The organism is Streptomyces sp. NPDC014991, assembly GCF_043080665.1.
Taxonomy (GTDB): domain Bacteria; phylum Actinomycetota; class Actinomycetes; order Streptomycetales; family Streptomycetaceae; genus Streptomyces.
The window spans coordinates 320072-342428 of record NZ_JBIBVY010000005.1; the positions used below are offsets into that span (position 1 = coordinate 320072).

At 70.6% G+C, this 22357-nt stretch carries 20 protein-coding genes and 1 riboswitch; of the genes, 6 read left to right on the forward strand and 14 right to left on the reverse strand.

All coding sequences use genetic code 11. The features are described 5' to 3' along the window. Positions 1-218: 218 nt before the first annotated feature. Both cyc1 and ACF1BE_RS11900 read left to right on the forward strand, forming a co-directional pair. Complete coding sequence (gene cyc1 / locus ACF1BE_RS11895; protein WP_392198847.1) at positions 219-1304, forward strand: epi-isozizaene synthase; 1086 nt, start codon at positions 219-221, stop codon at positions 1302-1304. Further along, positions 1301-2671 (forward strand): cytochrome P450, encoded by a 1371-nt coding sequence (locus ACF1BE_RS11900; protein ID WP_392198848.1) that lies wholly within the window; start codon positions 1301-1303, stop codon positions 2669-2671. Before cyc1 ends, ACF1BE_RS11900 begins: the two co-directional genes overlap by 4 nt. 22 nt (positions 2672-2693) lie before the next feature. On the opposite strand, the gene ACF1BE_RS11905 is transcribed toward ACF1BE_RS11900, so the two are convergent. From ACF1BE_RS11905 to ACF1BE_RS11940, 8 genes are all read right to left on the reverse strand, one after another. Beyond that, a complete protein-coding gene (locus ACF1BE_RS11905; RefSeq protein ID WP_392198849.1) occupies positions 2694-3656 on the reverse strand; it encodes a GlxA family transcriptional regulator in 963 nt (320 codons plus the stop codon). 248 nt (positions 3657-3904) lie between these two features. Then, positions 3905-4861, reverse strand: coding sequence for a ribonucleotide-diphosphate reductase subunit beta (locus ACF1BE_RS11910; RefSeq protein ID WP_392198878.1), 957 nt, complete (start codon positions 4859-4861; stop codon positions 3905-3907). Between the two features lie 56 nt (positions 4862-4917). Continuing rightward, complete coding sequence (locus ACF1BE_RS11915) at positions 4918-7275, reverse strand: ribonucleoside-diphosphate reductase subunit alpha (RefSeq protein ID WP_392198850.1); 2358 nt, start codon at positions 7273-7275, stop codon at positions 4918-4920. Positions 7276-7419: 144 nt separating this feature from the next. Beyond that, positions 7420-7498: riboswitch (cobalamin riboswitch) on the reverse strand. 265 nt (positions 7499-7763) lie between these two features. Next, complete coding sequence (mctP, locus tag ACF1BE_RS11920; protein ID WP_392198851.1) at positions 7764-9374, reverse strand: monocarboxylate uptake permease MctP; 1611 nt, start codon at positions 9372-9374, stop codon at positions 7764-7766. Further along, on the reverse strand, positions 9371-9643 hold the full coding sequence (locus tag ACF1BE_RS11925) for a DUF3311 domain-containing protein (RefSeq protein ID WP_392198852.1): 273 nt from the start codon (positions 9641-9643) through the stop codon (positions 9371-9373). The genes mctP and ACF1BE_RS11925 overlap by 4 nt, the downstream gene beginning before the upstream one ends. A gap of 123 nt (positions 9644-9766) precedes the next feature. Then, positions 9767-10531: a GntR family transcriptional regulator gene (locus ACF1BE_RS11930; protein ID WP_392198853.1), complete on the reverse strand. Its 765-nt coding sequence runs from the start codon at positions 10529-10531 to the stop codon at positions 9767-9769. 233 nt (positions 10532-10764) lie between these two features. Beyond that, on the reverse strand, positions 10765-11550 hold the full coding sequence (gene nagB / locus ACF1BE_RS11935; RefSeq protein WP_392198854.1) for a glucosamine-6-phosphate deaminase: 786 nt from the start codon (positions 11548-11550) through the stop codon (positions 10765-10767). A 210-nt stretch (positions 11551-11760) separates the two neighbouring features. Next, positions 11761-12513, reverse strand: coding sequence for an SDR family oxidoreductase (locus tag ACF1BE_RS11940; RefSeq protein ID WP_392198855.1), 753 nt, complete (start codon positions 12511-12513; stop codon positions 11761-11763). 92 nt (positions 12514-12605) lie between these two features. On the opposite strand from ACF1BE_RS11940, the gene ACF1BE_RS11945 reads away from it, so the two are divergent. Both ACF1BE_RS11945 and ACF1BE_RS11950 read left to right on the forward strand, forming a co-directional pair. Beyond that, on the forward strand, positions 12606-13238 hold the full coding sequence (locus ACF1BE_RS11945; protein WP_392198856.1) for a TetR/AcrR family transcriptional regulator: 633 nt from the start codon (positions 12606-12608) through the stop codon (positions 13236-13238). Positions 13239-13558: 320 nt separating this feature from the next. Then, complete coding sequence (locus ACF1BE_RS11950; protein WP_392198857.1) at positions 13559-15034, forward strand: sensor histidine kinase; 1476 nt, start codon at positions 13559-13561, stop codon at positions 15032-15034. A gap of 212 nt (positions 15035-15246) precedes the next feature. On the opposite strand, the gene ACF1BE_RS11955 is transcribed toward ACF1BE_RS11950, so the two are convergent. Continuing rightward, positions 15247-15504: a WhiB family transcriptional regulator gene (locus ACF1BE_RS11955; protein ID WP_003992873.1), complete on the reverse strand. Its 258-nt coding sequence runs from the start codon at positions 15502-15504 to the stop codon at positions 15247-15249. A 321-nt stretch (positions 15505-15825) separates the two neighbouring features. After that, the gene (locus ACF1BE_RS11960) at positions 15826-16794 is read right to left on the reverse strand and encodes a diacylglycerol/lipid kinase family protein (RefSeq protein WP_392198858.1); all 969 of its coding nucleotides are present in this window, start codon (positions 16792-16794) and stop codon (positions 15826-15828) included. Between the two features lie 136 nt (positions 16795-16930). Here ACF1BE_RS11960 and ACF1BE_RS11965 point away from each other — a divergent pair, with 136 nt between their 5' ends. Continuing rightward, positions 16931-17380, forward strand: a complete 450-nt coding sequence (locus ACF1BE_RS11965; RefSeq protein WP_392198859.1) for a hypothetical protein — start codon at positions 16931-16933, stop codon at positions 17378-17380. Positions 17381-17397: 17 nt separating this feature from the next. Here the strand turns inward: ACF1BE_RS11965 and ACF1BE_RS11970 are convergent, their stop codons facing one another. The 3 genes from ACF1BE_RS11970 to ACF1BE_RS11980 form a co-directional block, all read right to left on the reverse strand. After that, positions 17398-18558 carry an RNA polymerase sigma factor SigF gene (locus ACF1BE_RS11970; RefSeq protein WP_392198860.1) on the reverse strand — a complete coding sequence of 387 codons (1161 nt, stop codon included), beginning with the start codon at positions 18556-18558 and terminating at the stop codon, positions 17398-17400. Between the two features lie 17 nt (positions 18559-18575). Beyond that, on the reverse strand, positions 18576-18992 hold the full coding sequence (locus ACF1BE_RS11975; protein WP_009190566.1) for an anti-sigma regulatory factor: 417 nt from the start codon (positions 18990-18992) through the stop codon (positions 18576-18578). Positions 18993-19285: 293 nt separating this feature from the next. Continuing rightward, positions 19286-19546, reverse strand: coding sequence for a UBP-type zinc finger domain-containing protein (locus ACF1BE_RS11980; RefSeq protein WP_392198861.1), 261 nt, complete (start codon positions 19544-19546; stop codon positions 19286-19288). 61 nt (positions 19547-19607) lie between these two features. On the opposite strand from ACF1BE_RS11980, the gene ACF1BE_RS11985 reads away from it, so the two are divergent. Beyond that, positions 19608-21191, forward strand: coding sequence for a Na+/H+ antiporter (locus ACF1BE_RS11985; protein ID WP_392198862.1), 1584 nt, complete (start codon positions 19608-19610; stop codon positions 21189-21191). Here ACF1BE_RS11985 and ACF1BE_RS11990 read toward each other — a convergent pair. Next, positions 21188-22102, reverse strand: coding sequence for a 1-aminocyclopropane-1-carboxylate deaminase/D-cysteine desulfhydrase (locus ACF1BE_RS11990; RefSeq protein WP_392198863.1), 915 nt, complete (start codon positions 22100-22102; stop codon positions 21188-21190). The genes ACF1BE_RS11985 and ACF1BE_RS11990 overlap by 4 nt on opposite strands. Positions 22103-22357: the final 255 nt, after the last annotated feature.

Genomic DNA, 22357 nt, shown 5'->3' on the forward strand with positions numbered 1-22357 from the left:
CGACCGTCCGTGCGTCGTACGCCCGATCCCTTCGGGGGCGCCGGTGATCCTCAATCAGTCACCCCAGGGGGTTTCTCGGCACCTTGGGGTAGTGAATGGAGCAAATCCGTTCCCACGGCGGTCAGTTGTGGTGCTGAATGGAAGTACGGGGATACGCAACGGCGCACGCCCGGCACAACAGGGGGCGTGCGCCCCTGGCGGCTGGAAGGGGTTTGTACGTGCAGGCTTTCCCACACAGCACCACAGTGACCCGGACGGCGGTCGTTGTCCCGCCCTCGCTGGCGCTCCCGGTGATCGAGTCCGCCTTTCCCCGGCGACTGCATCCGTATTGGCCGCGGCTCCAGGAGAACACGCGGCTCTGGCTGCTGGAAAAGCGGCTCATGCCGGCGGACAAGGTTCATGAATATGCCGATGGCCTGTGCTACACGGACCTCATGGCCGGCTACTACACCGGTGCCGCCGACGAGGTCCTCCAGGCCATAGCCGACTACAGTGCGTGGTTCTTCGTCTGGGACGACCGTCACGACCGCGACATCGTGCACGGCCGGGCGGGCGACTGGCGGCGGCTGAGACACCGGCTGCACGCGGCTCTCGACGCGCCCGGGCACCATGCGCACCACCCGGACCCACTGGTCGCCGGCTTCGCCGACAGCGTGCTGCGGCTGTACGGCTTCCTGCCGCGCACCTGGAACCTGCGGTTCGCCCGGCACTTCCACGCGGTGGTCGAGGCCTACGACCGCGAATTCCACAACCGCACCGCAGGGTACGTACCCGGCGTCGAGGAATATCTCGCCCTGCGCCGCCTGACCTTCGCCCACTGGATATGGACGGATCTGCTCGAACTGAGTGCCGGGTGCGAACTGCCGGATGTCGTGCGGAAAAACGCGGCCTATCGCCGGGCGGCCCTCCTCAGTCAGGAATTCGCCGCCTGGTACAACGACCTGTGCTCGCTGCCGAAGGAAATAGCCGGCGACGAGGTCCACAATCTCGGGATCAGCCTCATCACCCACGAGGGGCTGACGCTCGAGGAAGCGGTGGACGAAGTCCGGCGGCGCGTCGAGGAATGCGTCGGTGAATTCCTCGACGCCGAACGGGACGCCCTGAAGCTCGCCCACGACATCGACGACGGAACCGCCCGCGGTCAGGAACTCGGCGCCGCCGTCCGCGGTTGCGTCGGCGCCATGCGCAACTGGTTCAGCTCCGTCTACTGGTTCCACCACGAGTCCGGCCGGTACATGGTCGACAACTGGGACGACCGGTCCACGCCCCCGTACGTCACGAACGAAGCGGCAGGTGAGAAATGACCGTCGAGTCGGTGAAGCCCGCGACCCCCGCAACGGCCGCACTGCGCGAACCGCCCCTGGCCCCGGGTGCCGTACCGGTCCTCGGACACGGCCCGAAGCTGGTCCGTGACCCGCTCGCCTTCATGTCCGGGCTGCGCGACCACGGCGACATCGTGCGCCTGCGGCTCGGTCCCAAGACCGTGTACGCCGTCACCACGCCCGCGCTCACCGGGGCCCTGGCCCTCAGTCCCGGCTTCAGCATCGCCGGACCCCTGTGGGAGTCCCTCGAAGGGCTGCTCGGCAAGGAGGGCGTGGCCACCGCCAACGGCTCCCGGCACCGCCGCCAGCGGCGCACCATCCAGCCCGCGTTCCGGCTCGACGCGATACCGCAGTACGGGCCGGTCATGGAGGAGGAGGCGCACGGGCTCACCGAACGCTGGAAACCCGGCGAGACCATCGACTGCACCTCCGAGTCCTTCCGGGTCGCGGTCCGTATCGCCGCCCGCTGCCTGCTGCGCGGCGACTACATGGACGAGCGCGCGGAACGGCTCAGCATCGATCTCGCCACCGTCTTCCGTGGTATGTACCGCAGGATGGTGATGCCGTTGGGACCGCTCTACCGGCTGCCGTTCCCGGCCAACCGGGAATTCAACCGGGCATTGGCCGATCTGCATCTGCTGGTGGACGAGATCGTCGCCGAGAGGAGGGCATCTGGTCAAAAGCCGGACGATTTGCTGACCGCATTGCTGGAGGCGAAGGACGACAATGGCGAGCCCATCGGGGAACAGGAGATCCACGACCAGGTCGTCGCGATCCTCACCCCCGGCAGCGAAACAGTCGCGTCCACGGTCATGTGGTTGCTCCAGGTCCTCGCCGCGCATCCGGAACACGCCGAGAGGGTACGGACCGAGGTTGAATCCGTGACCGGTGGCCGGCCGGTCGGATTCGAGCACGTGCGCGCCCTCGGACACACCAACAATGTCGTCGTCGAGGCCATGCGGCTCAGGCCCGCCGTATGGATATTGACGCGCCGCGCGGTGACGGACGCCGCACTCGGTGGCTATCGCATTCCGGCCGGGGCTGACATCGTCTACAGCCCGTACGCCATCCAGCGCGACGCCCGTTCCTACGCCCGCCACCTCGACTTCGACCCCGACCGCTGGCTGCCCGAGCGCGCCGGTGAGGTGCCGAAGTACGCCATGAGCCCGTTCAGCGTGGGCAACCGCAAGTGCCCCAGCGACCACTTCTCCATGACCCAGCTGAGCCTGATCACGGCGGCGGTCTCGGCGAAGTACCGCTTCGAGCGGGCCGACGGGTGCGACGAGAGCACCCGTGTGGGCATCACGCTCCGCCCGCAGAACCTGCTGCTGCGGGCGACGCCCTGGTAGGCCGCCCGGCACCGGCGCGCGCTCAGGCGGCCTGCGGGCCCCGGAACGCGCGCCGGTAGGTCTGGGGGGTCGTACCCAGCGCCCGCACGAACTGATGACGCAGCGCCGCGGCCGTACCGAACCCCGTCCGCCAGGCGATGGCATCCATGGTCTCGTCCGTGCCCTCCAGCAGTTCCTGCGCCAGCAGCACCCGCTGGCGCAGGATCCACCGGTACGGAGTGGTTCCCGTCTCCTGCTGGAAGCGGCGGGCGAAGGTGCGCGGCGCCATGTGGGCGCGGGCGGCGAGCTGCTCGACGGTCACCTCCTGGTCGAGGTGCGCCTCCATCCACGCCAGCACCTCCCCGACCGTGTCACAGGGAGCCTTCGGCAGGGGGCGCTCGATGAACTGCGCCTGCCCGCCGTCCCGGTGCGGCGGCACCACCATCCGGCGGGCGATCTTGTTGGCCACCTCCGGGCCCTGCTCCTTGCGCACGATGTGCAGACAGGCGTCGATGCCCGCTGCGGTGCCGGCGGAGGTGATGACCGGGTCCTCGTCCACGTAGAGCACGTCCGGCTCGGCCTGGAGCCGGGGATGGCGCCGGGCGAGCTGCTCGGCATGGTGCCAGTGCACCGCGCACCGCCGCCCGTCCAGCAGCCCCGCCGCGGCCAGCACGAACACGCCGGAGCAGACGCTGAGCACCCGGGTGCCCCGGTCGACGGCCCGCCGCAGCGCCGCCAGCAGTTCTTCCGGGAACGCGCGCTCCGCGTAGGCCTGCCCGGCCGGTACGGCGATCAGGTCGGCCTCCTCCAGCCGCTCCAGCCCGTACGGCGTGGACACGGTGAACCCGCAGTGGGTGTCGAGCGAGGGGCCCTCCGCGGAGACCACGGCGAAGTCGTACACAGGCAGTCCGTCGTCACTGCGGTCGATGCCGAACACCTCGCACACGACACCCAGCTCGAAGGGCTGCACCCCGTCCAGCAGCACGGCGGCCACGTTCTTCAGCATGCTGCCAGTGTGCCCCATCGATGGCAGTAATTCGAGGGTCTACGGCAGTCCTGCCACTCCCGGTCAGGACCGTCCGGCGCGACAGTGGTGTCCATGAACGGAAACCAGATCGAAGGCCTCATCGGAATGTCCGCCACCCTCGGGATCCTGGTCCTCCTGATCCTCCCGTCCGTGCTCGGCGTCGTGCGCGAACGGCGCGTCGACCGGCAGCTCAGGGAGGCCCAGGAGGACCGGGGAGACAGGAGGAATCAGAAGTCCTCGTCCAGGTCGACCGTGCCCTCCACCGCCACCTGGTACGCCGACGGACGGCGCTCGAAGAAGTTCGTCAGCTCCTGAACGCCCTGGAGCTCCATGAAGGAGAAGGGGTTCTGCGAGCCGTACACCGGGGCGAAACCGAGGCGCGTGAGGCGCTGGTCGGCGACGCACTCGAGGTACTGGCGCATGGACTCGGTGTTCATGCCGGGAAGGCCGTCACCGCACAGGTCGCGGGCGAACTGGAGCTCGGCCTCGACGGCCTCCCCGAGCATGTCGGTGACCTCCTGCCGCAACGCGTCGTCGAACAGCTCCGGCTCCTCCTTGCGGACCGTGTCGACGACGTCGAACGCGAAGGACATGTGCATCGTCTCGTCGCGGAACACCCAGTTGGTGCCGGTGGCCAGGCCGTGGAGCAGACCGCGGCTGCGGAACCAGTAGACGTAGGCGAAGGCGCCGTAGAAGAACAGGCCCTCGATGCAGGCGGCGAAGCAGATCAGGTTCAGCAGGAAGCGGCGGCGGTCGGCCCGCGTCTCCAGCCGGTCGATCTTCTCCACCTCGTTGATCCACTTGAAGCAGAACCCGGCCTTCTCCCGGATGGAGGGGATGTTCTCGACGGCGGCGAACGCGGCGGCGCGGTCGTCCGGGTCCGGGAGATAGGTGTCCAGGAGGGTCAGGTAGAACTGGACGTGGACGGCCTCCTCGAAGAGCTGCCGGCTCAGATAGAGCCGGGCCTCGGGGGAGTTGATGTGCTTGTAGAGCGTCAGCACCAGGTTGTTGGCGACGATCGAGTCACCGGTCGCGAAGAAGGCGACCAGCCGGCCGATGAGGTGCTGTTCCTCCGGCGTCAGCCGGGCCAGGTCGGCGACGTCGGAGTGGAGGTCGACCTCCTCCACGGTCCAGGTGTTCTTGATGGCGTCCCGGTAGCGCTCGTAGAAGTCGGGGTAGCGCATGGGACGCAGCGTCAGCTCGAAGCCCGGGTCGAGGAGCCGGGTGGTACGGGTGGTCGTCACTGGCAGGCCTCGCAGGACTCGGGGTTCTCCAGGGAGCAGGCGACCGCGTCGGGGTCGGTGGCCTGCTGCACGGGGATGGCGGGCTGCGCCTGGGCGGCGCGGGCGATACGCGTCGCGGGGCGCGAGCGCAGGTAGTACGTCGTCTTCAGCCCGGACTTCCAGGCGTACGCGTACATCGAGGAGAGCTTGCCGATGGTCGGCGTCTCCAGGAACAGGTTCAGCGACTGGGCCTGGTCGAGGAACGGCGTGCGGGCGGCGGCCATGTCGATGAGACCGCGCTGGGGGATCTCCCAGGCCGTGCGGTACAGCCTGCGCACCTCCTCGGGGATCCAGGCGAACTCCTGCACCGATCCGTTGGCGTCGCGCAGCGCCTCACGGGTGCGGGCGTCCCACACGCCGAGGTCCTTCAGCTCCCGCACCAGGTAGGAGTTGACCTGGAGGAACTCACCGGACAGCGTCTCGCGCTTGAACAGGTTCGACACCTGCGGCTCGATGCACTCGTACACCCCCGCGATCGAGGCGATCGTGGCCGTCGGAGCGATGGCCAGGAGCAGCGAGTTGCGCATGCCCGTCCGCGCGACGCGCTCGCGCAGCGCCTCCCACCGCTCCGGCCAGGTGAGGTCGACGTCGTAGTGGTCGGGGTGGAGCACCCCGCGGGCGGCGCGGGTCCGCTCCCAGGCGGGCAGCGGGCCGTTGCGCTCGGCGAGATCGGCGGAGGCCTCGTACGCGGCGAGCATGATGCGCTCGGCGATCCGCGTGGACAGCGCCCTGGCCTCGGCGGAGTCGAAGGGCAGGCGCAGCTTGAAGAAGACGTCCTGGAGGCCCATCGCGCCGAGACCGACCGGGCGCCACCTGGCGTTGGAGCGGCCCGCCTGCTCGGTCGGGTAGAAGTTGATGTCCACCACGCGGTCGAGGAAGGTGACGGCCGTCCGGACCGTCTCGTCCAGCCGCTCCCAGTCGATGTCCCCGTCGCGGACGAAGGCGCCGAGGTTGACCGAGCCGAGGTTGCAGACGGCCGTCTCGCCGTCGTCGGTGACCTCCAGGATCTCCGTGCAGAGGTTGGAGGAGTGGATGACGCTGCCCGGCTCGGCGGTCTGGTTGGCGGTGCGGTTGGCGGCGTCCTTGAACGTCATCCAGCCGTTGCCGGTCTGGGCGAGGGTGCGCATCATCCGGCCGTACAGGTCACGCGCCGGGATCGTCTTCCTGGCCAGCCCCGCCGCTTCGGCCCGGCGGTAGGCGGCGTCGAACTCCTCGCCCCACAGGTCGACCAGCTCGGGCACGTCGGCGGGGGAGAACAGCGACCACTGCTCGTCGGCGCTGACCCGGCGCATGAACTCGTCCGGCACCCAGTGCGCGAGGTTGAGGTTGTGGGTACGCCGGGCGTCCTCCCCGGTGTTGTCGCGCAGCTCCAGGAACTCCTCGATGTCGGAGTGCCAGGTCTCCAGATAGACCGCCGCCGCGCCCTTGCGCCGGCCGCCCTGGTTCACCGCGGCCACCGAGGCGTCCAGGGTCTTCAAAAACGGCACGATGCCGTTGGAGTGTCCGTTCGTCCCCCGGATCAGCGAACCGCGCGAACGGATGCGGGAGTACGACAGACCGATGCCGCCGGCGTGCTTGGAAAGGCGGGCGACCTGGTGGTAGCGGTCGTAGATGGAGTCCAGCTCGTCCAGCGGGGAGTCGAGCAGATAGCAGGACGACATCTGCGGGTGCCGGGTGCCGGAGTTGAACAGGGTGGGGGAGGAGGGCAGGTACTCCAGGTGGCTCATCAGCCGGTACAGCGCCGCGACCTCGTCCACGGCCCGGCTCGTGTCGTCCTCGGCCAGGCCGCTCGCCACGCGCAGCATGAAGTGCTGGGGCGTCTCGACGACCTTGCGGGTGATGGGGTGCCGCAGCAGGTAGCGGCTGTGCAGGGTGCGCAGGCCGAAGTAGCCGAACCGGTCGTCGGCCGCGCCGTCGACCAGCGCGTCGAGCCGCTCGGCGTGGAGCCGGACGAACGCGGCGGTGCGGTCGGCGACGAGGCCCTCGCGGTGCCCGACCGCGACGGACCCGGTGAAGGACGTCACGCCCTGCGAGGCGGCCTCGTCCCGGATCGCGAGGGTCAGCAGCCGGGCGGCCAGCTTCGAGTACGCGGGGTCCTCGGAGATCAGGCCGGCGGCGGCTTCCGTGGCCAGCTCCCGCAGCTCCGCCTCGTCGGCCCGCGCCGAGCGGCCGCGCAGCGCGGCGGCGGCGACCCGCCCGGGGTCGGCGTCGGGCAGGTCGGCGGTCAGCTCGGTCAGGGTCCGCAGCAGCGCGGTCCCGGGGCCGTCGGTCTTCAGCTCGGTGACTGAAGCCGGGTCGGCTGGCGCGATGGTCACGTGGGGCTCTCCCTCGCTCGACACGGGGGCCTGGCGGAGGGCAGGGGCAGCCACGAGCGCGCACGGCGTCGCGTCCACCGGCCCACTCCACGAGGCCCGGACGTCACAGGCACCCGGACCGGACGGCCGGGCGCGCTGTCGGCAGGACCTCGGACTGGAACAGGCGTGCGGAAACACGCGAGTACACCGTTGCGGGACAGTTCCGGACTCACACCGGATTCCCCTGCGGCGACAGCGAGCATGAGCATACATCTGGTGCCGGGCTGCCGTGTCACCCCCAGATGTTGTGTCGGCCCGGTGCCGGAGGGTCGACTCACGCCGATGAGGGGAGGGCCGCCGGGACCGGTCGGCGGGGGCGGCCGCGCACCGCGGCGGTCGCGGGGGCAGGGCGCGCGGCGGCCGTCCGCGAGGGTGCGGGTACGGCAGCGGGCCGCCGGAGTGTGACCTCCGGCGGCCCGCTGGGGTGTGCGGTGCTCCCCGCGGGAGCCTCAGTGACTGGCGCCCGCGGTGGCCGGCGGCAGCTCCACCTGTACGCCCGGGTCGCCCGCGTCGGCCGTGTAGTCCTCCGGCCTGGTCTCGTCGACGCCCTCGGGGGCCTTGACGGCCTTCAGGACGAAGGTCAGGACCACGGTCACCAGGACGTTGAGGACGAACGCCGTGAGGCCGATGTAGCCGATCTCACCGATGCCGGGGATCTCCTTGGCGCTGCCGCCGAAGTGCTTCTGCGTCGGCGAGGCGATCCCGTACGCGGCCACCGTGCCGTAGACCATGCCGACCGCCCAGCCGGCGAGCAGGGCCCAGCGGTGGAACCAGCGCGTGAACAGGCCGCCGACCAGGGCCGGGAACGTCTGGAGGATCCAGATGCCGCCCAGGAGCTGGAAGTTGATGGCCACCGTCTTGTCCATGGTGAGGACGAAGAGCAGGGCGCCCACCTTCACCAGCAACGACACGATCTTGGAGACCCGGGTCTCCTGCTCCGGCGTGGCGTCCGGCTTGATGAAATCCTTGTAGATGTTGCGGGTGAACAGGTTCGCCGCCGCGATGGACATGATCGCCGCCGGGACCAGCGCCCCGATCCCGATCGCCGCGAAGGCCACGCCCGCGAACCAGTCCGGGAACATGTCCTCGAACAGCTGCGGGATCGCCAGCTGCCCGTTGGTGACCTTGACCCCGGCGGCGATCGCCATGAAGCCCAGCAGCGCCAGCAGGCCCAGCATGAGGGAGTACAGCGGCAGGATCGTGGTGTTGCGGCGGATCACCTCACGGCTCCTGGACGACAGGGTCGCGGTGATCGAGTGCGGGTACATGAACAGGGCCAGCGCGGAGCCGAGGGCCAGCGTGGCGTACGTCCACTGGCCCGCGGGGGCCGGCACGACACCGCCCACGCCCGTGGCCGAGAACTTCTCGCCCGCCTTGGCGAAGATGTCGTCGAACCCGCCCAGCTTGACGGGGATGTAGATGATCGCCACCGCGATGACGATGTAGATCAACGTGTCCTTCACGAACGCGATCAGGGCCGGGGCGCGCAGGCCCGAGGAGTACGTGTACGCCGCCAGCACACCGAAAGCGATCAGCAGCGGCAGGTCCTTGACGAACCAGTTGGTGTTCTCGCCACCGCCGATGCCCATCACGTCCAGCACCGCCTGGATGCCGACGAGCTGGAGCGCGATGTACGGCATCGTCGCCAGGATGCCGGTCACGGCCACCGCCAGGGACAGGCCCTTCGATCCGAACCGGCCGCGCACGAAGTCGGAGGTGGTGACGTACCCGTGGCGGTGCGAGACCGACCACAGGCGGGGCAGGAAGGTGAAGATCAGCGGGTACACCAGGATCGTGTACGGCACCGCGAAGAAGCCGGACGCGCCCGCCGCGTAGATCGCCGCCGGTACGGCGACGAAGGTGTACGCCGTGTACAGGTCGCCGCCGAGCAGGAACCAGGTGACCCAGGTGCCGAAGGACCGGCCGCCCAGGCCCCACTCGTCCAGGGACTGCTCGTTGTCGGACCTGCGCCAGCGCGCGGCCAGGAAGCCCATGACCGTGACGGCCAGGAAGAAGAAGATGAAGACGCCGAGCGCGACGCCGTTCACACCGTCCTTCACTTCGCCGCCTCCTCGTCCCGGCCGGCGGACCTGCCGCGGGCACGCTGGTCACGCTGCCACAGCTGGTACGCGAGCACCGTGAGCGCCGTGGAGATCAGCACCCAGAGCATCTGGTACCAGTAGAAGAACGGGATCCCGACGAACGTGGGATCCGTCTCGGCGTACGAGCCGACCCACAGCATCGCCACGAAGGGCGCGACGAGACACAGGGCGATGACCACCCTGACCGGTGTCACCACCGGTGGCCTCACTTCAGGCGTTTCGGACATGCCACGGCTCCGTCCCCTCGCTGATCACCTGTGTAATGCGCAGGCAATCTAGGTGACGGCGTCGTGCCAGTGGAAGCCCTCGTCCGCATATCGGTATATCGATTCAGCGAACGTGCCCCACTCCTACTCCGCGGGCCGCTTCAGCCGCGCCACGAACTTGTACCGGTCCCCGCGGTACACCGAGCGCACCCACTCCACCGGATCGCCCCCGCGGTCCAGGGAGTGCCGGGAGAGCATCAGCATCGGCAGGCCCACGTCGGTGCCGAGCAGTCCGGCCTCGCGCGGGGTGGCCAGGGAGGTCTCGATGGTCTCCTCGGCCTCGGCGAGGTGGACGTCGTAGACCTCCGCGAGCGCGGTGTACAGCGAGGTGTACTTCGCCAGCGACCGCCGCAGGGCCGGGAAGCGCTTGGCCGACAGATGGGTGGTCTCGATCGCCATCGGCTCGGCGTTGGCCATGCGCAGCCGCTCGATGCGCAGCACACGTCCCCCGGCGGTGATGTCGAGCAGCCCGGCGAGCCGGTCGTCGGCCGTGACGTACCCGATGTCCAGCAGCTGCGAGGTCGGCTCCAGGCCCTGGGCCCGCATGTCCTCGGTGTAGGAGGTGAGCTGGAGCGCCTGGGACACCTTGGGCTTGGCCACGAAGGTGCCCTTGCCCTGGATGCGTTCGAGCCGGCCCTCCACGACCAGTTCCTGGAGTGCCTGGCGGACCGTGGTGCGGGAGGTGTCGAACTCGGCGGCCAGGGTGCGCTCGGGCGGGACCGGCGTGCCCGGCGCCTGTGTCTCCGTCATGTCGAGCAGGTGCTTCTTCAAGCGGTAGTACTTGGGCACGCGCGCGGTACGGACGGTCGTGCCGGTTTCGTTCTCCGCACTGCTGACGTCGGTGCTCATGCTCTGCCTTCCCGGCTCCGAGTGCCGAAAGCGACCGACATCCCATCGGCCACGGCACACATCGTGGCACGGGTTGCCGTGTCGGGACTCCCCCCGCACGCTCCGTGATCCCCTCTGTATACCGTCGCGCCCCCCGTTGGTCTAGTCCATCGAGGGCGCCGGAGGTCACGGGGGTGAGGACGCGCCCGCCCCGCGTCGCACGCCTCCCCGCCCCCCGTACCCCTGTTCCCCGGCTAGATCCCCTGCCACGCCGGCTTGTTGGCGTACGTGTGCCGGAAGTAGCCGGCCAGCTTCAGCTTGGACGCGGCGGCCTCGTCGACGACCACCGTGGCATGCGGGTGGAGCTGGAGCGCGGAGGCCGGGCAGACCGCCGCGACCGGGCCCTCGACGGTCGCGGCGACCGCGTCCGCCTTGCCCTCGCCGGTGGCCAGCAGCACCAGGTGCCGGGCCTCCAGGATGGTCCCGATGCCCTGCGTGATGACGTGGTGCGGAACCTGTTCGATGTCGCCGTCGAAGAAGCGGGCGTTGTCGATCCGGGTCTGCTCGGTCAGGGTCTTGATCCGGGTGCGCGAGGCGAGCGAGGAGCAGGGTTCGTTGAACCCGATGTGCCCGTCGGTGCCGATGCCGAGCAGTTGCAGGTCCACCCCGCCGGCCTCGACGAGCGCACGGTCGTACGCCTCGCACGCCGCCTGGACGTCCTCGGCCGTGCCGTCCGGCCCCACGAACGCGTCCATGTCCACGCCGAGCGGCTCGAGCACTTCGCGGCGCAGCACCGAGCGGTAGGACTCGGGGTGGTCGGCGGGCAGGCCCACGTACTCGTCGAGCTGCGCTATTCGCGCGTGGGAGGCGTCCACGGCACCGGAGCGGACCTTGGCGGTCAGCGCCTGGTAGATGGGCAGCGGGGTCGAGCCGGTGGCCACACCGAGCAGAGCGTCGGGCTTGCGTCGCAGCAGCTGCGCCATGGCCTCGGCGATCAGCTCGCCGCCCGCCGCGGCGTCCGGAACGATGACAACTTCCACGCTGTGCCTGCCGTTCTGAAGGGGGCTGTATGCGTCTCCATGTGGTTTAGACCAATCTAGCAGAACCGGTGTTCCCGGGCGCGGGGAAAAGGGGTGGGGGACAGGGTCGTGGAGGGCGGGCGGCGTGGGGAGAAAAGGTGGTGGCAGGGGGCCGGGACGGGGGGCGGGGTGTGCCGTCCCGGCCCCCTGCCGCCCAGGCCGCTCCGGCTGCTAACTGAGCGAGCCCCCCGTCGCGTCCAGCCAGTGACCGGTCACCCAGCGGCCGTCGGCGGAGACCAGGAACGCCACCACGTCGGCGATGTCCGCCGGCGTGCCCACCCGGCCCAGCGCCGAGTACGCGGCGGCGCCCTGCCATGCCTCGTCGCTCGCCCGCAGCCACGCCGCGTTGACGTCGGTGTCCACGATGCCGGGCGCCACGGAGTTCACCGTGATCCCGCGAGGGCCGAGCAGCTTGGACAGGTCCCGGGTGAAGACGTCCAGCGCGGCCTTCGTCATGGCATAGGCGATGGCCTGGGGCATCACGGCGGTCCGCGCCAGCCCGGAGGATATGTTCACCACCCGCCCGCCGTCCCGCAGCCGCTCCGCCCCGAGCCGGGTGAGGAAGAACGGCGCCTTAACGTTCACCGCGAAGAGCCGGTCGTACTCGTCCTCCTCGATCTCGGGGAACGGGTGCGCGGCGCCGATGCCCGCGTTGTGCACGAGGATGTCGAGGCCGTCCGCGTGCCGGTCGAACTCCTCCCACAGGCGCCCGGCGTCCCCCGGTGACCCCAGCTCCACCCCGATCGGGAACGCCGAGCCGCCGGCCGCCTCGATCGCCGCCACCGTCTCCTTCGCGGCCGCCTCGTTGCTGCCGTAGTGCACCGCGACCCGTGCCCCGTCCCGCCCGAGCCGTTCGGCGATCGCCCGCCCGATGCCCCGGCTCGCCCCCGTGACCAGCGCCGTCTTCCCCGTGAGCACGCCCATCCCTGCCTCTCCAGAATTGTCTAGCAGTCGTTACAGAAAGACCGTACACCGGGACGCCGACAATTTTCTAGGGGGCGTTATAAAATGCCCCCATGGCGACGGGTCAGGACACGCAGGCGCAGAGCAGGAGCGGCACGGGCAGGACGCGGGGCCGGCCGCGCTCCTTCGACCGGGCCACCGCCCTGGAGAAGGCCCTGATGGCCTTCTGGGAGCACGGGTACGAGGCCACCTCGGTCTCCGACCTCACCCGGGCCATGGGTATCGGCGCCCCCAGTCTGTACGCGGCCTTCGGCGACAAGCGGACCCTGTTCGACGAGGTCGTCCGGGTCTACGCCGGTACGCACGGCGCCTTCGGCGACCACGCCCTCGCCGAGGAGCCGACGGCCCGGGCGGGCGTCGCGCGCATGCTCCGCGAGGCCGCCGCCGAGTACACCGACCCGGCCCATCCCTACGGCTGCCTGGTCGTGCACGCCGCGACCAACTGCACCAGCCCGGAGGTGGAGGCGCTGCTGCGCGAGCGGCGCAACGCCAATATCGCCGCCCTCGAATCCCGGATCCGCGCGGACCTCGCGGCGGGTCTGCTGCCGGCCGGCACCGACGCCGCCGCCCTCGCCCGGCACACCGGAGCGATGATCCAGGGCATGTCCCAGCAGGCCCGTGACGGCGCGAGCCGTGCGGAGCTGGAGGCCCTCGCGGAAATTGCCATGGCCATCTGGCCCCACTAATGACCCGGGCGGGCTAGGCTCTCTGGCATCGCGTGCCAGTGGTCCGCGGCGTTCGCCCCCACCATGGACACGCCCTCATGGTCTAGTCCACAATCCAAGAGAACAGGTCTCCGTCTTCCCCGCACAGGAAGGCGGACCGAGGAACCGGGCTCTCTGCCCTGACTGCCCCGGCTCCTCGACCTTCGGCCGACCGGGACCGCACACCCCACGGCCGATGATGCTCCGGGCTGCGGTGCCGGGAGGGTTGAGGGTCCCTTCCAGGCGCCGCGGCCCGCGGGTGTTTTTTCGGCCACCGTGAGGCCCCGGGTACGCTCGCACACGTGCCCTCCATGAACGAACTCGTACGCCAGCACACCGCCCTCGACGACTCCGATCTCGAGTGGCTCCACCTGCTGGTCTCGGAGTGGCAGCTGCTCTCCGACCTCTCCTTCGCCGACCTCGTCCTGTGGGTCCCCACCAGTGACGGCACCCGGTACGTGTCGGTCGCCCAGATGCGCCCCAACACCGGCCCCACCTCCTACCAGGACGACATGGTCGGCCACCTGGTCCCGCGCGGCCGGCGGCCCATGCTGGACGCGGCGCTCGACGAGGGCCGCATCGTGCGCGAGGGCGACCCGGAGTGGCGCGAAGAGGTCCCCGTACGGGTCGAGTCCATCCCGGTACGCCGGGAGGGCCGCGTCCTCGGCGTGATCGCCCGCAACACCAACCTGCTCACCGTCCGCACCCCGAGCCGGCTGGAGCTGACCTACCTCCAGAGCGCCTCCGACCTCGCGCAGATGATCGCCGCCGGCTCCTTCCCGTTCCCCGACCAGCAGGTCGACATGGACGCCTCCCCGCGCGTCGGCGACGGTCTGATCCGGCTGGACGCGGAAGGCATCGTCCAGTACGCCTCCCCGAACGCCCTGTCCGCCTACCACCGCCTCGGCCTCGCCGCCGACCTGGTCGGTCACCACCTGGGCCGGACCACCGCGGAGCTCGCCCCCACCCGCGGCCCGGTGGACGAGGCGCTCGCGAAGGCGGCCAGCGGCTGGGCGCCGCGCGAGTTCGAGATCGAGGCCCATGACGGAGTCATCCAGTTCCGGGCCATCCCGCTCAAGCCCAAGGGAACCCGCATCGGTTCACTGGTGCTGTGCCGGGACGTCACCGAACTCCGCCGCCGCGAACGTGAGCTGATCACCAAGGACGCGACCATCCGGGAGATCCACCACCGGGTGAAGAACAACCTCCAGACGGTCGCCGCCCTGCTCCGGCTCCAGGCCCGGCGCATCGACTCCGAGAGCGGCCGGGAGGCGCTGGAGGAGGCGGTCCGCCGGGTCGGCTCCATCGCCATCGTCCACGAGACGTTGTCTCAGAACCTGGACGAGCGAGTGGAGTTCGACGACATCGCCGACCGGGTGCTCGCGATGGTCGCCGAAATCTCCCCGGGCAAGGTGACCGGCCGGCGCACGGGACGGTTCGGCATACTCGACGCCGAGGTCGCCACCCCGCTGTCGATGGTGCTCACCGAAGTGCTCCAGAACGCACTGGAGCACGGATTCCGCGAGGGGGACACCGGCACGGTCGAGGTCTCCGCGGTGCGCGGCGGTACCACCAAGGAGGGCCGTCTCCTGGTCACGGTCCAGGACGACGGTGTCGGTCTGCCCGCGGGCTTCGACCCGCACAGCTCGGGCAACCTCGGGCTCCAGATCGTACGGACGCTCGTCGAGGGTGAGTTGGGCGGCACCTTCGACATGGTGCCGGCGCCGGAGCGGGGGACGCGGGTGATCCTGGACGTCCCGGTGCGCGCGGACAAGTGAGCCCGGCCGTCTCACCGGCCGGCGTACCGGCCGCGCCCGGGACCCGACACAGCAAAAAGCCCCGGACCGCCATTGGTCCGAGGCTGATGCTCGTTGCTGCTCCGCTGTGTCGCCAAGCGCATCGGGGGATACTGCGCGCTGCGGCTCGGGGGCGGGAGATGCGTGCGTGCTGCACGCGCCGCCAAGCTCAGGCTGTCAAGGGGTGGGGAGTGTCAGGCGGAGGCCTGACGGGCCCGGTTGCGGGCGGCGCGGCGCTTCATGGCACGGCGCTCGTCCTCGCTGAGACCACCCCAGACGCCGGAGTCCTGACCGGACTCGAGCGCCCACTGCAGACACTGCTCGATCACCGGGCAGCGGCGGCAGACGGCCTTGGCTTCCTCGATCTGCAGCAGCGCAGGACCGGTGTTGCCGATGGGGAAGAACAGCTCGGGGTCTTCCTCGCGGCAAACGGCGTTGTGACGCCAGTCCATGGCTGCTACCTCTCCTTGGTATTACGTGGGGATTGCTTGTGAATGTGAACGCTTTCACGAATCCCTCAACAAGTGAAGGGCCGATCGCCGAGTCTCCCCGGCGTGGTCCTGTGGATTGAAGAGGGGTTCCGGTGATCAGTGGAGGCCGGTGTTGCGGGCCGTCCCCGATCGCCACGTAGAGACTCGCAAACCTCAGCGGCGGATACAACCCCTTCCCGAAGATTTTTTTTGATTCCTCGGTGTCGACTAGGTCACAGCCGTACTTCTATGGGGTGGATCCTGGCCTAAACGTTCGAGTGAAAGGACTTTCGCCCGTTCCGCTCACACAATCACACGCAGTGCACGGCGTACGCCTGTGAACGTCACGCTCGTACGCAGCCCGAGGTGGTCACCGTCCATCTGGAGGGGCAGAGGCGCCTTCGAATGCAAGGTGAACTGGTCCAGATCGTGCAATGCGAGGGCGTGCTTGCCATGGGGCCCGCGCTCGGGGGACGAAGTGAGCAACTGGGTGCCATACCGGGCAACCGCGGCCGTCGACAGGCGGCTGAGACCGAGCACATCGATGCCGGCGTCGAACGACGCCCTGGGCGACGTGTACATCGGGCGATTGCCGAGATACGTCCACGGGGAAGTGTTCGAGACTATGGCGACCACGAGATCTTCCACCGGATCCGCACCGGGCCGTTCGAGCGTGATCGTGCCGTGCCGGCGGTTCGACTCGCCGAGGAACTGCCGGACCACCTGGCGGACGTAGAGCGCGTGCGTCGACTTCTTCCCGCGCTCGCGCTGCTGCTCGACCCGCCCCACCACGCCCGCGTCGAACCCCAGCCCGGCGTTGAAGGTGAACCAGCGGGCCGGCACCGCCTCGTCCTCGGTGCCCCGCGGACCCGAGGTCAGACCGAGGCCGACGATCCGCTCGCTGCCCTCGCGCAGCGCGTCCAGGAGCGCACCGGTGGCCTCGACCGGGTCGTTGGGCAGACCCAGGGCACGGGCGAAGACGTTCGTGGAGCCCCCGGGGACGACCGCCAGACCGGGCAGCCGTTCGGGGTCGGGGCCGGCGTGCAGCAGACCGTTGACGACCTCGTTCACCGTGCCGTCGCCGCCGAGCGCCACCACCAGGTCGATGTCGTCGCTCTCCGCCGCCTGCCGGCCGAGGTCGCGCGCATGGCCGCGGTACTCGGTGGTGACCGCCTCCAGCTTCATCTCGCTCGCCAGCGCGTGGATCAGGACGTCACGCCTGCGTGCGCTTGTGGTGGTTGCCGCCGGATTGACCACGAGAAGTGCACGCATGCATGGCAGCGTACCTACTGGGGGGTATTCCTCCCAGACCGAGGTAGGGAACCGGTAAGAAGCCGGGGGGTGAGGCTGGACACTCGGGGGCGCCGGGCACCACCGGGCGCGGAAGCGGGCGGGCTACCCTGCTGGGGTGAGCAGTCAGCAGAACCCCGCCCCGGACACCGCCGAAGCCGCAGCCGCCGAGCCGCGCCCGCGCCGGCTGACGTACGCGGCGGCACTGGCCGCGCTGGAGGGAGCCGCCCTGGTGGGCGGCGGTCTGTGGGTGCTCGTCCTGGCGCTCACCGGTGATCCGGACGGCAGGCAGCAGGCCGTGACCCTCGGCATCACCCTGGTCGTCCTCGCGCTGCTGCCGCTGCTCGCCGCGCGCGGTCTGCTGCTGCGGCGCAGCTGGAGCCGGGGACCCGCCGTGATCACGCAGCTGATGGCGCTCCCGGTGGCCTACAACCTGCTCCAGGCCGAGAGCATGGCCATCCCGGTCGGCATCGCCCTGGCGGTGGTCGCCGTGGCTGCGCTGGTGCTCCTGGTCAACAGCGAGACGACCCGGGCCCTCGGGATCAAGGGACCGGGCCGGACCGAGTAGGGCTCACTCCGTGGGGCTCACTCCTCGACGAGGAGCTTCTCCCGCAGCTGGGCCAGGGTGCGCGCCAGCAGCCGGGAGACGTGCATCTGGGAGATGCCGACCTCCTGGGCGATCTGCGACTGGGTCATGTTCCCGAAGAAGCGCAGCAGCAGGATCCGCTTCTCGCGCGGCGGCAGGTCCTCCAGCAGCGGCTTGAGGGACTCGCGGTACTCCACGCCCTCCAGCGCCTCGTCCTCCGCGCCCAGGGTGTCGGCGACCGCCGGGGACTCGTCGTCGGTGTCGGGGACGTCCAGGGAGAGCGTGGAGTAGGCGTTCGCCGACTCCAGGCCCTCCAGCACCTCCTCCTCGGAGATGGCGAGCTTCTCGGCCAGCTCGTGCACCGTGGGGGAGCGGCCGTGCAGCTGGGACAGCTCGGCCGTCGCGGTCGTCAGCGCCAGCCGCAGCTCCTGCAGCCGGCGCGGCACCCGCACCGCCCAGCCCTTGTCGCGGAAGTGCCGCTTGATCTCGCCGACCACGGTAGGGGTGGCGTACGTGGAGAACTCCACGCCCCGCTCCGGGTCGAACCGGTCCACGGACTTGATCAGACCGATCGTGGCGACCTGCGTGAGATCGTCCAGCGGCTCGCCGCGGTTGCGGAACCGGCGCGCCAGGTGCTCCACGAGCGGCAGATGCATACGGACCAGCTTGTTGCGCAGCTCCGCGTACTCCGCGCTGCCCGCGTTCAGCTTGCGCAGCTCCACGAACATGGCCCGTGCCCCGCTGCGGTCGTGCGGGGTGTGCCGCGCGATGTGCGGCGCGGCAGGCACGGCCTCCGCGGCCGGCGCGTCGTCATCGGCGTGTCGCCCGTGCTCGCTCATCGTCCCGCCCGTAGCCCTTCCCCGAGCCCCCGCCCCCGCGCGGCCCGCGGCGCCGGCGTCAGCGCGTGCCTCCGGCGGCGCGGCCGGTACGGCACCCTCGTCGACGGCCGGCGCGGAGCCGTCCTCCGGGTGCGGTCTGGCCTGTTCGGGGATGCCGTCGATGCCGTCCGTCATGCGCCGGGAGCCGTCCCGGGGGCCCTGCCCCGAGGTGTCGGCTCCGGTGCCACTCTCGACTGCGCCCGAGCGGGGGGACTCCCATGACCAGGGGGCACCCTCGTCCCCGGTCGGCCGCTCCCGCGTGCCGCGCTCTTCGTCCCGCACCGGCCCGTCCCCGTTCCTCACGCCGGCCCGGGACCCGCGCCGCGCTGTTTGTAGAGGCTGATCGACACCGTCTTGTCCTCGTCGACGGCGGACGAGACCTTCCCCGCGAGGGCCGACAGCACGGTCCAGGCGAAGGTGTCCCGCGAGGGAGCGTGGCCGTCGGTGGTCGGCGCCGACACCGTGACCTCCAGCGAGTCGTCGACGAGCCGGAAGACACAGCTGAGCACCGAGCCCGGCACGGCTTGCTGGAGCAGGATCGCGCAGGCCTCGTCCACGGCGATGCGCAGGTCCTCGATCTCGTCCAGGGTGAAGTCCAAGCGGGCCGCCAGACCGGCCGTGGCCGTCCGCAGCACCGACAGGTAGGCACCCGCCGCCGGCAGCCGGACTTCCACGAAGTCCTGGTTCGCCGCGGGCTCGCCTGCGATCTGGGACACCCTCACCTCCATGGTGGTACAAGCTTTACGGGGCCGAGGGTCGCCCCCCGGGGTAACGCGTACGGATTCAAACGGTGACGCTATCGCGCTCCGAACATTCCTGTCCCGGGACCCCAACCCCCTGGCGTCACTCACAGTAAAGCTGTGAATACGCTCCGTGTCTAGAGGGTCTGCGGGCCCAAATGGAAAGAGCGCGCGCCGGGTTGACGTACCCAGGCGTCACGTGCTCGAACCGTCGTGCGGCGACCGCCGCATGCAGTGTCACACGAGAACACCCCCGGACGGGAAAACGCTCACACGAGGACGTGGTCCACGAAGCACCACTGCCAGTCCTCGCCGGGCTCGAACGTCCGCATCACCGGATGACCGGTCCGCTCGTGGTGCTCCGTCGCGTGACGTCCGGGCGAGGAGTCGCAGCAACCGACGTGACCGCAGGTGAGGCACAGCCTCAGCTGTACTGGGTGGGTGCCGTCGCGCAGGCACTCCGGGCAGGTCTCGCCGAGCGGTTCCGGTTCCGGACGCGGCAGCGCGTCGGCGTGCGTGCACTGTTTCATGATTGCCAGATTACGACGGGCGTGCGGGTGACCGCGCGGAATACGAGGGTGGGCGAGGACCATGGACGTGATGCCCCTGCTGTTGCTGGTGGCGGGCAGTGCCGCGGTGGCCGCGGCGGCCCGGCGCACCCCCGTGCCGGCGCCCCTGCTGCTGGTCGCGGTGGGGCTGGTGGTCTCGGGCATCCCCGGGGTGCCGTCCTACACCCTCGATCCGCACGTCGTCCTGCCGCTGCTGCTGCCCCCACTGCTGTACACCTCCGCCAGCGACAGTTCCTACCTCGACCTGCGGGCCCAGCTGCGGCCCGTGGCGCTGCTGTCGGTCGGTTACGTGCTCTTCGCGACCCTGGTCGTCGGCTGGGCCGCCTACCTGATCGTGCCCGGGCTGCCGCTGCCCGCCGCCCTGGTGCTCGGCGCGGTCGTGGCACCGCCGGACGCCGTGGCCGCCACGGCGGTCGCGCGCCGGGCCGGGCTGCCCTCCCGGATCACCACCATCCTCCAGGGCGAGTCCCTGCTGAACGACGCCACCGCGATCACCGCCTACAAGGTGGCGCTCGGCGCGGCGGTCGGCGCGGGGGCCACCTGGGCGGGCGGGATCCGCGACTTCCTGCTCGCCTCGGTCGGCGGGGTGGGGATCGGCCTGGTCCTCATGGCGCCCCTGCACTGGCTGCGCACGCACCTGACCGAACCCCTCCTCCAGAACACGCTCTCCCTGTTGATCCCGTTCGTCGCCTACGGAGTCGCCGAGCAGGCCCACGCCTCCGGGGTGCTCGCGGTCGTGGTCGTCGCCCTGTACCTCGGCCACCGCGCGTGGGAGGTCGACTTCGCCACCCGGCTCCAGGAGGAGGCGGTGTGGAGGATGGTCGCCTTCGTGCTGGAGTCCGCGGTCTTCGCCCTGATCGGCCTGCAGCTGCCGATCGTCCTCGAACGGCTCGGGAAGTACGAGGGCGCCTCCGCCGTGGGGTACGCGGTCGCCGTCTTCCTGGTCGTCGTCGCAACCCGGTTCGTCTGGGTCTATCCGGCCGCCTTCGTACCCCGGATGCTGTCGGCGCGCATCAGGGAACGTGAGGAGAACCCCACCTGGCGGGGCGCCATGGTCACCTCGTGGGCCGGCATGCGCGGTGTCGTCTCCCTGGCGATCGCCTTCGCCATCCCGCCGACCATGGCCGACGGCCCCCGCAACATGGTCCTCTTCCTGACCTTCACCACCGTCATCGGCACCCTGGTCGTCCAGGGCGTGACCCTGCCCCCGCTGATCCGGCTGCTGAGATTCCCCGCCCGCGACCGGCAGGCCGAGACGCTCGCCGAGGCCAACGCCCAGGCCCAGGCCTCCCGGGCCGCCGACAGCCGCCTGGACGAACTCCTCGCCGACGAGCGCAATGCCCTGCCGCCGCCGCTCGCCGACCGGCTGCGCACGGTGCTGGAGCGCCGCCGCAACGCCGTCTGGGAGCGGCTCGGCCAGGTCAATCCGGTCACCGGCGAGTCCGTGGACGACACCTACCGCCGGCTGTCCCGCGAGATGATCAGTGCCGAACGCGAGGTCTTCGTCAAGCTCCGTGACCACCGCTACATCGACGACGAGATGCTGCGCGCCCTGCTCAGACGCCTGGACCTGGAGGAGGCGGCGGCCTACCGGGAGGCCGGTTAGCGCCCGCCCTCCGGATCCGGCCGCCCGGTCACCACGGCGGCGATCGTCGTCCCGCGCGCGAAGGCGCCCTCCTCCGTCAGGGTGAGGAGTCCGTACAGCAACTTGGCGACATAGAGACGCTCCACGGGCAGTCCGTGCCGCTGCTCGAAGTCCTGTGCGAAAGCCAGCAGTTCCGGTGTCGTACGGGCGTAACCACCGCAGTGGAAGCGGTCGGCCAGGGACCAGGTGCCGCTGCGGGCACCGAAGGCACGTTCCTGGAGGGCCTGCACGCCGGCTTCCAGGAAGCCGCCCTTGAGAACCGGTACGCCGAGCGCGCGCTGAGCGGGTGACAGCCCGGCGGCCAGGCCGGCGAGGGTGCCGCCGGTGCCGCAGGCGACCGCGACGACGTCCGCGTGGCCGCGCAGTTCCTCGCCGAGGGCGCGACAGCCGCGCACCGCCTCGGCGTTGCTGCCGCCTTCGGGAACGACGTACGCCCCTTCGGCGCCCGCCGCGCGCAGGATGGCGGCCAGGGTGTCCGGCTCGGCCTTGCGCCGGTACGTCGGTCTGTCCACGAAGTGCAGGCGCATGCCGTCGGCCACGCACCTGGCCAGGGACGGGTTGAGCGGGCGGCCGGCCAGTTCCTGGCCGCGGACCACGCCGGTGGTCGGCAGCCCGAGCAGCCGGCCTGCCGCGGCGGTGGCGCGCAGGTGATTGGAGTAGGCCCCGCCGAAGGTGACCAGCGGGCGGCCGTGCGCCGCCGCTATGTTCGGCACCAGCTTGCGCCACTTGTTGCCCACCAGCTCCGGGTGAATGAGGTCGTCCCGCTTGAGCAGCAACCGCACCCCGCGCCGGGCGAAACGGTCGTCTTCCATCCCGTGCAGCGGGGAGGGGAGGCGCGGGGCGAGCGGGTCGGAGCTGGTCACGGACCCCATTGTCGCCCGGCGGGAAGGCGGGCTGGGGCGACGGGGGCCTGATGGGGGCCTGATGGGGGCCGCACTCCACGGGGCGGGACCCGTTCCGGGCGGGCCCGCTCGCGACGGCCCGGCCCCCGGCCGGCAGCACGCCGCGGCCCCCGCCGCGGCGCTGGTCGACGCGGCTAGGCCCTCTCGTTCGGATCATGCCGGGCTCGCGGGCCCTGGCACCGCGCCTCGCCGCGTTGTCGTCGGTTGCCATGGCTCCGCCATGGC

Excerpts from the sequence above, each read along its gene's own strand:
- ACF1BE_RS11980 (WP_392198861.1), bottom strand. The coding sequence starts at position 19,546 with ATGAAACAGTGCACGCACGCCGACGCGCTGCCGCGTCCGGAACCGGAA.
- ACF1BE_RS11925 (WP_392198852.1), bottom strand. The coding sequence starts at position 9,643 with ATGTCCGAAACGCCTGAAGTGAGGCCACCGGTGGTGACACCGGTCAGG.
- ACF1BE_RS11960 (WP_392198858.1), bottom strand. The coding sequence starts at position 16,794 with ATGCGTGCACTTCTCGTGGTCAATCCGGCGGCAACCACCACAAGCGCA.
- ACF1BE_RS11905 (WP_392198849.1), bottom strand. The coding sequence starts at position 3,656 with ATGCTGAAGAACGTGGCCGCCGTGCTGCTGGACGGGGTGCAGCCCTTC.
- ACF1BE_RS11940 (WP_392198855.1), bottom strand. The coding sequence starts at position 12,513 with ATGGGCGTGCTCACGGGGAAGACGGCGCTGGTCACGGGGGCGAGCCGG.
- ACF1BE_RS11990 (WP_392198863.1), bottom strand. The coding sequence starts at position 22,102 with ATGGGGTCCGTGACCAGCTCCGACCCGCTCGCCCCGCGCCTCCCCTCC.
- ACF1BE_RS11945 (WP_392198856.1), top strand. The coding sequence starts at position 12,606 with ATGGCGACGGGTCAGGACACGCAGGCGCAGAGCAGGAGCGGCACGGGC.
- ACF1BE_RS11955 (WP_003992873.1), bottom strand. The coding sequence starts at position 15,504 with ATGGACTGGCGTCACAACGCCGTTTGCCGCGAGGAAGACCCCGAGCTG.
- ACF1BE_RS11900 (WP_392198848.1), top strand. The coding sequence starts at position 1,301 with ATGACCGTCGAGTCGGTGAAGCCCGCGACCCCCGCAACGGCCGCACTG.
- ACF1BE_RS11985 (WP_392198862.1), top strand. The coding sequence starts at position 19,608 with ATGGACGTGATGCCCCTGCTGTTGCTGGTGGCGGGCAGTGCCGCGGTG.
- ACF1BE_RS11930 (WP_392198853.1), bottom strand. The coding sequence starts at position 10,531 with ATGAGCACCGACGTCAGCAGTGCGGAGAACGAAACCGGCACGACCGTC.
- ACF1BE_RS11910 (WP_392198878.1), bottom strand. The coding sequence starts at position 4,861 with ATGCGCTACCCCGACTTCTACGAGCGCTACCGGGACGCCATCAAGAAC.